At 41.5% G+C, this 12,719-nt stretch carries 12 protein-coding genes; 7 read left to right on the forward strand and 5 right to left on the reverse strand.

Annotated features, from left to right (window positions below; all coding sequences use genetic code 11):
* Positions 1 to 4 precede the first annotated feature (4 nt).
* Together trkA and FNZ24_RS15645 are read left to right on the forward strand one after the other, a co-directional pair.
* Complete coding sequence (gene trkA, locus FNZ24_RS15640) at positions 5 to 1,414, forward strand: Trk system potassium transporter TrkA (protein ID WP_153915666.1); 1,410 nt, start codon at positions 5 to 7, stop codon at positions 1,412 to 1,414.
* A 6-nt stretch (positions 1,415 to 1,420) separates the two neighbouring features.
* Complete coding sequence (locus FNZ24_RS15645) at positions 1,421 to 2,863, forward strand: TrkH family potassium uptake protein (RefSeq protein ID WP_153915667.1); 1,443 nt, start codon at positions 1,421 to 1,423, stop codon at positions 2,861 to 2,863.
* 96 nt (positions 2,864 to 2,959) lie between these two features.
* On the opposite strand, the gene hemG (FNZ24_RS15650) is transcribed toward FNZ24_RS15645, so the two are convergent.
* On the reverse strand, positions 2,960 to 3,514 hold the full coding sequence (hemG, locus tag FNZ24_RS15650; RefSeq protein ID WP_153915668.1) for a menaquinone-dependent protoporphyrinogen IX dehydrogenase: 555 nt from the start codon (positions 3,512 to 3,514) through the stop codon (positions 2,960 to 2,962).
* Between the two features lie 186 nt (positions 3,515 to 3,700).
* Here hemG (FNZ24_RS15650) and FNZ24_RS15655 point away from each other — a divergent pair, with 186 nt between their 5' ends.
* Positions 3,701 to 4,009 (forward strand): ArsR/SmtB family transcription factor, encoded by a 309-nt coding sequence (locus FNZ24_RS15655; RefSeq protein WP_153915669.1) that lies wholly within the window; start codon positions 3,701 to 3,703, stop codon positions 4,007 to 4,009.
* Positions 4,010 to 4,130: 121 nt separating this feature from the next.
* Here FNZ24_RS15655 and hemG (FNZ24_RS15660) read toward each other — a convergent pair whose 3' ends face one another.
* The 4 genes from hemG (FNZ24_RS15660) to pepQ all read right to left on the reverse strand — a co-directional run bounded on the left by hemG (FNZ24_RS15660) (position 4,131) and on the right by pepQ (position 8,191).
* The gene (gene hemG / locus FNZ24_RS15660) at positions 4,131 to 4,658 is read right to left on the reverse strand and encodes a menaquinone-dependent protoporphyrinogen IX dehydrogenase (protein WP_153915670.1); all 528 of its coding nucleotides are present in this window, start codon (positions 4,656 to 4,658) and stop codon (positions 4,131 to 4,133) included.
* A 53-nt stretch (positions 4,659 to 4,711) separates the two neighbouring features.
* Positions 4,712 to 6,169 carry a TrkH family potassium uptake protein gene (locus FNZ24_RS15665; protein WP_153915671.1) on the reverse strand — a complete coding sequence of 486 codons (1,458 nt, stop codon included), beginning with the start codon at positions 6,167 to 6,169 and terminating at the stop codon, positions 4,712 to 4,714.
* A gap of 92 nt (positions 6,170 to 6,261) precedes the next feature.
* Positions 6,262 to 6,876, reverse strand: a complete 615-nt coding sequence (locus FNZ24_RS15670; RefSeq protein WP_153915672.1) for a YigZ family protein — start codon at positions 6,874 to 6,876, stop codon at positions 6,262 to 6,264.
* Entirely contained in the window at positions 6,869 to 8,191 is a 1,323-nt protein-coding gene (gene pepQ, locus FNZ24_RS15675) for a Xaa-Pro dipeptidase (RefSeq protein ID WP_153915673.1), read from the reverse strand. Before pepQ ends, FNZ24_RS15670 begins: the two co-directional genes overlap by 8 nt.
* 260 nt (positions 8,192 to 8,451) lie before the next feature.
* Between pepQ and fadB the strand changes: the two genes are divergently transcribed.
* The 4 genes from fadB (at position 8,452) to FNZ24_RS15695 (ending at position 12,697) form a co-directional block, all read left to right on the forward strand.
* A complete protein-coding gene (gene fadB, locus FNZ24_RS15680) occupies positions 8,452 to 10,602 on the forward strand; it encodes a fatty acid oxidation complex subunit alpha FadB (RefSeq protein WP_153915674.1) in 2,151 nt (716 codons plus the stop codon).
* A gap of 22 nt (positions 10,603 to 10,624) precedes the next feature.
* Positions 10,625 to 11,794, forward strand: a complete 1,170-nt coding sequence (gene fadA, locus FNZ24_RS15685; RefSeq protein WP_153915675.1) for an acetyl-CoA C-acyltransferase FadA — start codon at positions 10,625 to 10,627, stop codon at positions 11,792 to 11,794.
* A gap of 214 nt (positions 11,795 to 12,008) precedes the next feature.
* Positions 12,009 to 12,254, forward strand: a complete 246-nt coding sequence (gene tusA / locus FNZ24_RS15690; protein WP_153915676.1) for a sulfurtransferase TusA — start codon at positions 12,009 to 12,011, stop codon at positions 12,252 to 12,254.
* 2 nt (positions 12,255 to 12,256) lie between these two features.
* The gene (locus FNZ24_RS15695; protein ID WP_153915677.1) at positions 12,257 to 12,697 is read left to right on the forward strand and encodes an MOSC domain-containing protein; all 441 of its coding nucleotides are present in this window, start codon (positions 12,257 to 12,259) and stop codon (positions 12,695 to 12,697) included.
* The last annotated feature ends 22 nt before the right edge of the window (positions 12,698 to 12,719 follow it).

Genomic DNA, 12,719 nt, shown 5'->3' on the forward strand with positions numbered 1-12,719 from the left:
AGCAATGAAGATTATTATTTTAGGCGCAGGACAAGTTGGCGGCACACTGGCTGAAAACCTTGTGGGTGAGAACAACGATATTACTCTGGTAGATAATGACCGTACTCGGGTTAAATATTTACAAGATAAGTTCGACCTACAAACCGTTATCGGCCACGGTGCTCACCCAAGCACGCTGAAAAAAGCCGGCGCCGAAGATGCTGACATGCTCATTGCTGTGACCAATAGTGACGAATGTAATATGGCAGCATGTCATATTGCCTATAGTCTATTTGGAACGCCGACTAAAATTGCTCGTATCCGCTCTGAAGCCTACTTAGACCTTCAAGAAAAACTGTTCATCAACACTGAAGTCAAAGGTAGCGATGCCAAAACCCGTGGTGGCTTTGTTATTGATGAGCTTATCGCACCAGAACAACTGGTTACCTCTTATATTGAGCGTTTAGTGCAATATCCTGGCGCGTTACAAGTACTACAGTTTGCTCGCGGTAAACTAAGCCTTGTTGCAGTGAAAGCTTATTACGGTGGTCCGTTAGTCGGTAATGCACTGGCGGCGCTACGTGAGCATATGCCGAATATTGATACCCGGGTCGCAGCTATTTTCCGTAAAGGCAAAGCGATTATGCCTCGAGGAACAACGATTATCGAAGCCGATGATGAAGTCTTTTTCGTTGCAGATACACGCCACGTTCGAGCTGTAATGAGTGAAATGCAAAAGCTGGATAACTCATACCGAAATATCATGATTGCAGGCGGTGGTAATATTGGCTTTGGCTTAGCTAAGCGACTACAAAAGAATCATTCAGTCAAATTAATTGAGCACAGTTTGGAACGAGCAGAAAGCTTGTCTGAAAAGCTCGAGAACTGCACCGTCTTTAATGGTGACGCCTCAGACCAAGAATTACTGCTTGAAGAACACATAGATCAAACCGATGTCTTTATTGCTGTCACTAATGATGACGAAGCTAATATTATGTCTGCCCTACTGGCAAAACGTATGGGCGCCAAAAAGGTCATGGTGCTGATCCAACGAGAAGCCTATGTCGATATTGTTCAAGAAGCCAATATTGATATCGCGATTTCTCCCCAGCAAACAACGATTTCTGCATTACTGACCCATATACGCCAAGGTGATATTTGTAATGTATATTCATTACGACGCGGTGCGGCGGAAGCTATTGAAGCGATTGCACACGGAAACTCTTCAACCTCTAAAGTTGTTGGTAAACAAATCAGCGATATCAAACTTCCACCAGGGACGACTATTGGCGCAATTGTGCGAAATGATGAAGTGATCATGGGCCACGATAAAACCATTATCGAAGAAGGAGATCATGTGATTCTATTCTTAGTGAATAAGAAGTTTATCGGCGACGTCGAAAAACTGTTCCAACCGAGTGCGTTTTTCTTTTAGCTACCCATGCTAAATTTCAAGCCGCTACTGTTTGTTGTTGGCATATTTCTATCTATTCTCACCGGTTTCATGCTGGTGCCAATGGCTTTTGCACTTTTTTATCACGAAGAAACCATTGGCGACTTTATGATGTCCGGTTTATTCAGTGGTTTAGTCGCCATTTTATGCATTCAAACTGGGCGCACCAAAAAAGTTAACCTCAATATTCGTGACATGTTCTTGCTCACCACAATCACATGGTTAATCGTCAGCTTTTTTGCCGCACTGCCTTTTACTCTTTATCACGGCATTAACTATACCGACGCCTTTTTTGAAACCATGTCAGGGATCACTACAACAGGATCGACTGTGTTATCGGGGCTCGATGACATGGACCATAGCATTTTAATCTGGCGGTCACTGCTTCAATGGCTAGGTGGTATCGGCTTTATAGTCATGGCAGTGGCAATTCTACCATTTCTAAATGTTGGTGGTATGCGCCTATTTAGAACAGAATCTTCAGACTGGAGCGATAAAGCAACGCCTCGCACCCAACACATGGCTAAGCACCTTTTTAAGATTTATGTGTTGTTAACCGTCCTGTGCGCACTGGCCTATCATTTATCGGGTATGCATTGGTTTGAAGCCATTAATCATGCCATGACCACCCTTTCAACTGGCGGTTATTCAACCTCCGATAGCTCCATGTCAGCGTTTACTCCTTCTGCCCATTGGATTGGGGTATTGTTCATGGCAGCTGGCGGCCTACCTTTATTAATGTTCGTTCAATCTATTCAGCAACGCTCGGTTAACGTTTGGAACGATGAACAAGTCAAAGGCTTTATCAAATTCATCGTGTTTGTCTCAATCAGCCTCGGAACTTGGCTATGGCTAAAATCTGACATGGCCTACTTGGATGCTTTACGATTATCGAGCTTCAATGTGGTTTCAGTTGTCACCACGACAGGCTATGGGTTAACGGATTATCAAGCATGGGGCGCATTTGCCAGCCTGACTTTTTTATTTTTAATGTTTGTCGGTAGTTGCTCAGGTTCTACCTCTGGCGGGATTAAAATTTTCAGATTTCAAATAGCACTTAAAGTCATGCATCAGCAATTGACTCAACAAGTTCACCCACAAGCTGTAATCAAAAAGCGCTATAACAACCGCACCATAGATAATGATGTGATCCGTTCGATAGTGGCTTTCATTATGTTGCTCTTTATCGTGATTTTATTGATTGCAGTGACGCTAGTTTTAACGGGGTTAGATCCAGTAACGAGCATTAGTGGCGCCATTACTGCAGTCACAAATGTGGGACCGGGATTAGGACCTGTTATTGGCCCTGCTGGGAATTTTTCAAGCTTACCAGATGTAGCTAAATGGGCTTTAGCATTTGGAATGTTATTAGGCCGCCTTGAGATTATCACTGTAGCAGTGTTATTTGCGCCTAATTTTTGGAAATATTAACCAGCTGCGGTTAACCACTCTCGTTGATAAAAAGTAAAAAGGTGATGCATTGAAAGCATCACCTTTTTCTTTGCTGAACATATTGTATAAAGCGTTTTAGCTAGTTGCTTCAGCTTCAACTAAGCTGACAATATGATTGCCGTAAACTTTTACATCATCCCAGTCAGTGTAATCAATCACGCTTGTGGGGTCTGTTGGTCCATCGGTCATTTTCATGATTAAGCGAATGGCTAAGCTGTCATACCATGTCCAAGACGGGTAATTTACTTTACCAGGAATAATCTTCACATCTTGTGGTGTCCAAGGTGAAAGTTCCATGAACTTTTGCAGATACTTATTGTTCTCAGGAATGCGTTTTTCTGGCTTACGAGCAACAACATTAACGCAAAAGAAGCTGTTTGGTTTACTGCTTAACTCTGCTTGGTAGCGAGTTACAAATTCAAATACTGACTTATGGTAAGAGCCGTAAAGAACACAAGCACCTAGCGCAATAGCGTCATAACTAGCCCAATCAATGTCAGCATGATTATTATCAAGAATATTGACCACATCGCACTGATGGCCACTATGGACAATCTGCTCAGCTATCGCACGACTAATTTGCGCCGTATGACCGCCTCTTGAGTAATAAATCACTAATGTTTTTGCCATTTTTACACCGATGGTTGCTCTGGTAGGCAATCATTGTGGCAAAAAAATCCATTGCAATCGTGCTCTTTGATCACAAATTAGAAATGACTCATATATTTGAACGATAAAATTGAGATCTGTGTAAGCCAGCAGTATGATGCCAATTAGGTAATAAATTTAATGTATATAGTCAGGTAAGGTAGATAGATGTCTGAAAATATTGATGTAGATTCGATGTTAGGTAACGCGGAAATGGCAGCCAGATGGTTAAAAGCTATTGCCAACCCATATCGTTTGATGATCTTGTGCTTATTACTCGACAAAGAACACAGTGTGACTGAACTCAACGAAAAAGTGCCACTGAGTCAATCAGCTTTATCTCAACACCTTGCAGTTATTCGCGCACAGGATTTAGTTAATACACGTAAAAGCTCGCAAAATGTTTACTACACATTAAAGAATGAAGAAGTGACTGAAGTGATTTCGATTTTGCATCGTTTATATTGCGCTAAGTAGCGGCTTTAAATCTAATACCTATAAAAGAAGGCTGTTATACAGTTCTATACAGCTTACCTATCTATCTGGCTTTGACTGTCACTCAAAGCCTAGCTTTAAATCCATCTAAAAGTTTCAACCTTTATAGCTGTTTAAATTCGTTGGCAAACTCATCTACTTTATTCCAATCTGTAAATTCGTATGTGCCACTGGTATCGGTAGGCCCTTTGGTCATCCACATAATGAAGCGGATCATGACTCTATCGAAGGTTCGATATTTAGGGTAATCAATTTTTCCCGCAAACACACCCAACAGCTTTGGCTTCCAGCTTGTTAAGGTTAAAAACTTTTGCATATAAGGATTAGTTTCAGGAGTATTCTTTTCTGGCTTTCTGGCCACCACATTCACGGTAAAAAAAGCGCTGTTCACTTTATCTAATGTCGCGGCATGTTGATTAATAAATTCGAATAACGCAGGTCGGTGCTTACCATAACGAATACTTGCACCAATTAAGATTTTATCAAAACTGTCTAACACTAAGCTATTTGCTTGTTCAAGAGAGCTCAGGGTAACTTGCTGTTCAGCTAACTCTAGTTGCTGTTTAATCTTTTCACATATTGCTAATGTTTGCCCATCAACAGTTGAATAGATGATTAAATTATTCGACATATTCATTCCTTGTAAATGGTCATTCCCAGTTAGGCATTAACACATTGGTTGGGTTAGTTTTTCCAAAAGGTCGGTGTAAACAGCACTAATAAGGTAAACACTTCGAGACGACCAAATAACATTGCAAGTACTAAGACCCATTTAGCGCCATCAGTCACACTGGCATAGTTGCTCGCAACATCACCTAAACCAGGGCCCAAGTTATTAATACTTGCCGCAGTCGCACTAAATGCTGTTATGGCATCCATCTCCATCGCCATTAACAGCACCATACAAATCACAAACACTAACGCATAAGCAGAGAAGAACCCCCACACGGCATCAATCACACGATCAGGTAATGCCGAGCCACCAATACGAATAGAATACATGGCTTTAGGATGAATAAGTCGCTTCATCTCGCGCGAGCCTTGTAGCAGCAGTAATACAAAGCGGATAACTTTCATGCCACCACCAGTAGAACCAGCACAACCACCAATAAAGCTAGAGAAGATCAGTAAGATTGGTAAAAATAATGGCCATGAATGAAAACTTTCAGTACCAAAACCAGCTGTCGTTGAAATAGAAACCACTTGGAAAAAAGCATAATCGAGGGTTTGCTCTGGGGTATCGTAAATACCTGAGCTATATAAAGTCGCAAAACAAATCGCTGTTAATGCCAGCTGAATACCAATTAAAGCCTTAAACTCTGCATCGCGAAAGTACACTTTAAAGTTAATTCCGCGCCAACTAAAAGCCGCAAAGTGCAAACTAAAGTTCACCGCAGCAATCAGCAAAAATACCGCACAAATGACGTTGATCAGTGGACTATCAAAATAGCCAATACTGGCGTCATGGGTTGAAAAACCACCAATAGCAATGGTTGAGAATGAATGACAAATCGCATCAAACGCCCCCATTCCTGCAAAATAAAATGCTGTTGCACAGGCGACTGTTAGTAACAGGTAAATATACCAAAGAGCTTTAGCCGTTTCGGCAATTCTAGGCTTCATCTTACTGTCTTTCACTGGGCCGGGAATTTCAGCTTTATACAGCTGCATTCCACCAATACCTAACAGCGGTAAAATCGCTACAGCAAGTACAATGATACCCATACCACCCATCCACTGCAGTAGATGCCGGTAAAACAAAATAGCTTTAGGTAAGTCATCGAGGCCAACAATCACTGTTGCACCTGTGGTTGTTAATGCAGAAAAGGATTCAAAAAAACTGTCAGTCCAGCTGAGATTAGGTTCGGTGGAGAAAATAAAAGGTAAAGCACCAATGGAGCCTAGAACGGTCCAGAATAGCACCACAATCAAAAAGCCTTCACGGGTTCGTAAATCGCCTTTTTGTCTGCGGTTCGGGTACCACAATAAAAAACCTAAAAATAAGCTAACACAAAATGCCTGAATAAAAGCAGTTCCGCCACCATCTTGATAAAGAATGGCAACCAATGCTGGCGGCAACATGGTGATAGAAAATAATCCCATCAACAGGCCGGTTATTCTGATAATTGTTTTATATTGCATTTATTATTGCACTAGTTTGCATGGCATTGGTTTTAGACCGTGTAAATTTCACAGTTATATAACCTTATATTCTGGCATACTTTTTCCCACCATCAAACGTTAAACTTTGCCTTAAGTTGACCTTGAGTTTGAGTCGCCAGTTCACGATTAAAGTCATCATGAAACGCTTTAGCAATTTCAAACTCAATTTCTATCATATCAGTAAAGTTTTTATTGATAATAATGCCATCAAATTGATTTATCAGATATTCCACATTATTAAGCTGAGGGTAACTGCACAGTAATGATGATGGGTAACGTATATACTTGGTGATTGTCGTCAGTTCAGTTAAACCTGACTTTATTCCAGAAGAATATGCGCGAACTAAACCACCGACGCCAAGTTTAGTTCCACCAAAATAGCGCACCACTATCGCACCAATTTCACCAATACTTGAGCCTTGTAATGTGGCTAACATAGGTCGACCCGCGCTACCTGCAGGTTCACCATCATCGCTGCTGCCTATCGCGATACTATTTTGAGGATCGGACGCCACAAAAGCATAACAATAATGGTTAGCACCTGGATATGTTATTTTTATGTTAGTAAGTGCACACTTCAGCTCTGCTTCACTACTGCAATGAAATAGTACAGTAATGAAGCGGCTGTGTTTAATGTCTTCCTCAATCGTCAGCGTTTGATTAGGAATTAAGTATTGTTCAGTCAATCAGGCCAAGTTCTCGTGTCATATTTTCATTGTGATCTTGATGAACAATAACATTATCTTCGATACGAATACCGCCAAATGGGCGTAATTCATTAACCGTATCCCAATTTACTTGCGATTGGCGTTTATCGGTTTTTAACTCGCCTAATAATGAATCAATAATATAAATACCAGGTTCAATCGTAAATACTTGGTTAGCTTGTATTTCACGAGTGCATCGCAAAAATGGATGCCCATCAGGTGTTGGAATATGAGTGCCACGCTCATCACGTGAAAACCCGCCCATATCATGAACTTGTAACCCCAACATATGGCCTAAACCATGTGGGAAGAACACGCTAGTGATACCCTGCTCAACCAAACCTTGAGCATCACCAGTAGCTAGATTAAATTCCAACATTAATTCAGCTAATTTGACATGAGTGGTTAAATGAAGATCGGTATATTTAACCCCTGGCTTCATTAAGTCGACAATCGCTAACTGCATCTTGTTCATTTCAACAATCAGCTCATAAAAGCGATTTTTCTCAAATGAATAGGTACGGGTAATGTCAGACGCATAACCATTATAGTTAGCACCTGCATCTATCAAAAAAGATAATCGTGGTGACGGGATCTGATGCTCAAGCGCTGTGTAATGTAAAATGGCAGCATTTTGATTTAAGGCAACAATATTGCCATACGGCACTTCATTTTCAGTTTGACCAATAGCCGATAAATATTGCTGCTGAATTTCAAACTCGCTGCCACCATTATAAAAAGCATTTTTAGCCGCAAGGTGTCCCTTAACAGCAATTTGGTTAGCACGGCGAAGACACTCTAATTCATATTGTGTTTTATCGGCTCGGTGGTAATGCAAATAATTTAAAACAGAATCAGGATTGCGCCTAGTCATCCCTAATACTTCAGCAACATCAAGGTGCTCACCTAGATATGCCCAATCTGCAATATTTTTAGGTAATAACTCAGCAACGCGGTCAGCTTTGGTTAATAATTTAATATCAAAGTGTTCAGCCCAAAAGTCACTAGGCTCATCGCTGACTTTATGCCAAAAATCCACTGGACGATAAAAAATTAATTGTGGCTTATCAGTGCCATTGGCCACAATCCAACAATTAGGGTTATCCAATACAGGCAACCAAGCTTTGAATTGAGGATTAACTTTAAACAGGTAGCTTAAATCATCTAAAAACTGTCGATGAGCTTGACCGGAATGTATCACTAAACCAGCAAGTTGTTCTCGAGAGACAATCTCGGCAACCCGACGATTTAATTCTGCAATGTGCGCATGATAAAAATTAGCTAGCTGATCCATTTTTGCTATCCCTGTGATGTTATTTTTCTTGTTTAAGAACATGTGAAGTGTATCACAAAGGGCAAAAATGCCTCTAGCAGATAAAAATTTAAACGTACGTTTAAATTGAGTGTTGTAATTTGTCTCATTTCGTCGCACACTGTTTGGCAACTGGTCAAATGATGGCCGTCGCTGCTGTGATAAAAAGCTAGATATCAAAGCTAAATAACAACACAGTAATTGTGATGTGGAAGTCGCTTTTAGCAAAAAGGAAGCAAGCAATGATCTACCAAAGTCCTACAATTCAAGTAGAGTTATTAGAGGATAACATTGCCAAGTTGTGTTTCGATGCACCTGGCTCAGTTAACAAATTCGATAAAGAAACTCTCTCTTCATTAGATGCTGCTCTTGAAAGCATCAAGCAAAACACTAGCATTCAAGGTTTATTACTAACATCAGGTAAGAGTACCTATATTGTTGGTGCCGATATTACTGAATTCCTAGGTTTGTTCGAACTAGACGATGCAACACTATTAGCTTGGGTTGAACAAGCGAGTGCAGTATTTGATAAACTTGAAGACTTACCTTTCCCAACAGCCTCTGCTGTTAACGGATTTGCACTTGGTGGTGGTTGTGAAGCCATTCTTGCTACTGACTTACGTATCGCAGATACCAATGCTCGTATCGGTTTACCAGAAACCAAGTTAGGTCTTATTCCAGGTTTTGGTGGTACAGTTCGTTTACCTCGTGTAATTGGTGCAGATAACGCCCTTGAGTGGATCACCACAGGTAAAGACCAACGCCCTGAATCGGCATTAAAAGTAGGCGCGATTGACGCAGTCGTTGCTCCTGAAAACCTTGAAGCTGCTGCACTGCAAATGCTTAAAGACGCCATCGCTGAAAAACTTGATTGGCAGTCTCGTCGAGACCGTAAACTTAAGCCACTGACCTTACCAAAAGTTGAAGCAATGATGTCATTTGCTACAGCTAAAGGCATGGTGTTTAAAGTTGCTGGTAAACATTACCCTGCTCCAATGATGGCAGTGAATGTTATTGAACAAGCTGCAACACTAGCTCGCGCTGAAGCGCTTAAAGTTGAAAACCAAGCCTTCATCAAACTGGCTAAAACAGAAGTTGCGACTTCACTGATTGGTATTTTCTTAAACGACCAATTCGTAAAAGGCAAAGCTAAAAAAGCCGGCAAACTTGCTAAGCAAGTGAACAGTGCTGCAGTATTAGGTGCGGGCATCATGGGCGGCGGTATTGCTTACCAAAGCGCAAGTAAAGGCACGCCAATTGTCATGAAAGACATTGCTCAGCCAGCATTAGATTTAGGTCTAGGCGAAGCAGCTAAATTGCTTACAGCCCAAGTAAAACGTGGGCGTTCTACCCCAGCTAAAATGGCAGCGGTTCTTAATAACATCACTCCAGCTTTAGATTACGCCCCAGTTAAAGATGCTGACGTCGTCGTTGAAGCCGTTGTTGAGCATCCAAAAGTAAAAGCATCTGTCCTTGCTGAAGTTGAACAGCATGTGGCTGATGACGCCATCATCGCGTCAAACACTTCAACCATTTCAATTAACTTACTAGCTAAGAGCATGAAGAAACCTGAACGTTTCTGTGGCATGCATTTCTTCAACCCTGTGCATAAAATGCCTTTGGTTGAAGTTATCCGTGGTGAAGACTCATCAGAAGAAACTATCGCTTCAGTTGTTGCTTACGCAAGTAAAATGGGCAAAACCCCTATCGTTGTTAACGATTGTCCAGGCTTCTTTGTTAACCGTGTATTGTTCCCATACTTTGCTGGTTTCAGCGGCTTGTTAGCCGATGGTGCTGACTTTGCTAAAGTAGATAAAGTAATGGAGAAACAGTTCGGTTGGCCAATGGGCCCGGCTTATTTACTTGATGTTGTTGGTCTAGATACAGGTCACCATGCACAAGCTGTTATGGCTGAAGGCTTCCCAGATCGCATGGGTAAAAATGGTAAAGATGCTATCGATATCATGTTTGAGAGTGAACGCTTTGGTCAGAAGAATACTAAAGGTTTCTACTCTTACTCTGTTGACCGTCGTGGTAAACCTAAAAAAGACTTAGATCCAACAAGCTATGAATTATTGGGTAAAGAGTTTGGCGAACTTAAAGAGTTTGAAACTGACGAGATTATCGCTCGTTGTATGATCCCTATGGTGATTGAAACAGTGCGTTGTTTAGAAGAAGGGATTATTGCTTCTCCTGCAGAAGGCGATATGGGCTTAGTTTATGGTATTGGTTTCCCACCATTTAGAGGCGGTGTATTCCGTTATCTAGATACTATGGGCGTCGCTAACTTTGTTGCAATGGCAGACAAATTTGCACACTTAGGCGGCTTATATCAAGTGACTGATGCAATGCGCGAGCTTGCAGCCACTAACGGCACATACTACCCAGCCTAATTAGCAGTAAAGGAATAACATCATGAAAAACGCTGTAATCGTCGACTGCATTCGTACTCCAATGGGCCGCTCTAAGGCTGGAGTATTTAGAAATGTACGCGCAGAAACCCTTTCTGCTGAATTAATGAAATCATTATTAAGCCGCAACAGTAAGCTTGATCCAAATGACATCGAAGATGTTATTTGGGGCTGTGTGCAGCAAACATTGGAACAAGGTTTTAATATCGCACGTAACGCTGCTTTATTAGCAGGCATTCCAAAAACAGCCGGTGCTGTTACGGTAAACCGTTTATGTGGCTCATCAATGGATGCGTTACATCAGGCAACCCGCGCCATTATGACAGGCCAAGGCGATACCTTTATCGTTGGTGGTGTTGAGCATATGGGTCATGTACCAATGAACCATGGTGTAGATTTCCACCCAGGTCTTGCAAGTAACGTCGCTAAAGCCTCAGGTATGATGGGCTTAACCGCTGAAATGCTTGGTAAAATGCACGGTATTACCCGTGAACAACAAGATGCATTTGCAGTACGTTCACATCAACGTGCCCATGCTGCAACTGTTGAAGGTCGCTTTGATAGTGAAATCGTTCCAATTGAAGGTCATGATGCTAACGGTGCATTAATTAAAGTGACTCACGATGAAGTCATTCGTCCTGAAACATCACTCGAATCACTATCAGGTTTACGCCCAGCGTTCGACCCTGCTAATGGTACTGTGACTGCTGGTACTTCTTCAGCGTTATCTGACGGTGCTTCTGCAATGTTAGTTATGGAAGAAGAAAAAGCTAAAGCATTAGGTCTACCAATTCGTGCTCGCATCCGTTCAATGGCTGTTGCCGGTTGTGATGCAGCAATCATGGGTTACGGCCCTGTTCCAGCAACTAAGAAAGCATTAGCACGTGCAGGTCTAACTGTTGATGATATGGACGTGATTGAATTAAACGAAGCTTTCGCAGCTCAGTCGCTTCCATGTGTAAAAGACCTAGGTCTTACAGATGTTGTTGACGAGAAAGTGAATTTAAACGGTGGAGCAATTGCATTGGGTCACCCACTAGGCTGTTCAGGTACACGTATTTCTACTACCTTGATCAACTTAATGGAAGCTAAAGACGCCAAGTATGGTCTTGCAACTATGTGTATTGGCTTAGGCCAAGGCATCGCAACGATTTTTGAGCGCGTTGAAAGCTAATCGCGATTCAATAGAACGCTTAACATTGAAAGCCGCACCTAGAAGAGTGCGGCTTTTTTATTTGGAAAGTGCCCCATTCAAATAAATGTTTCACGTGGAACATCCTGTGTTAGTTCACGAAATACTAATAAAGCTCAGTTTCAGCACTTGCAACAGGTTTTAACCAGAGTAAAATTAGCGCAATTATTGATAGTGAGTCGTATATAGAGTTGGTATGAGCGAAATATTTTCTACTGCAGAACATCATTTAGATGCCCTTGGTTTACGTTGTCCAGAACCTGTGATGATGATCCGTAAAACAGTTCGTAAAATGGCTGAAGGTGAAACTTTACTTATTACAGCTGATGACCCAGCAACAACCAGAGATATTCCAAGCTTCTGTGAATTTATGGATCATACTCTTATTGCAAGCGACACTAAGCAAACACCTTATAAATATATGATAAAAAAAGGACTCTAATCATGTCTACACTAAAAGCAATTGCTTATAAAACAGCTAAAAAAGGCAAAATGAATCCTGTCTTTTGTGCAAATGTAAGCCTGCTTCGTGGTGTAGAAAATGATGTGTTCGGCCGACCAGGCAAACGACAAGTCACAGTCATGTCAGTTGAACAATGGCAACAAGCCTGTCAGGAAATCAATACTGATTTAGACTGGCTAACGAGACGAGCTAATATTTTAATCGACGGTTATCAGTTTAGCGCTGATGATGTCGGTAAAGTGATTTCAATTGGTGATGATGTTAGCTTAATTATCACTGGCGAAACCGACCCTTGTGCCAAAATGGAAATTGCACACCCTGGTCTTGAGCAAGCATTGCTACCCCAATGGCGAGGTGGTGTTACCTGTAAAGTTATCACTGAAGGGCTAATTCAAGTAGAAGATACGGTTCGTATTCGATAAGCTAACTTATTAACAAAAATCC

Origin of the sequence: Shewanella sp. TC10, assembly GCF_009663145.1 — a bacterium.
In the GTDB taxonomy this organism is placed as follows: domain Bacteria; phylum Pseudomonadota; class Gammaproteobacteria; order Enterobacterales; family Shewanellaceae; genus Shewanella.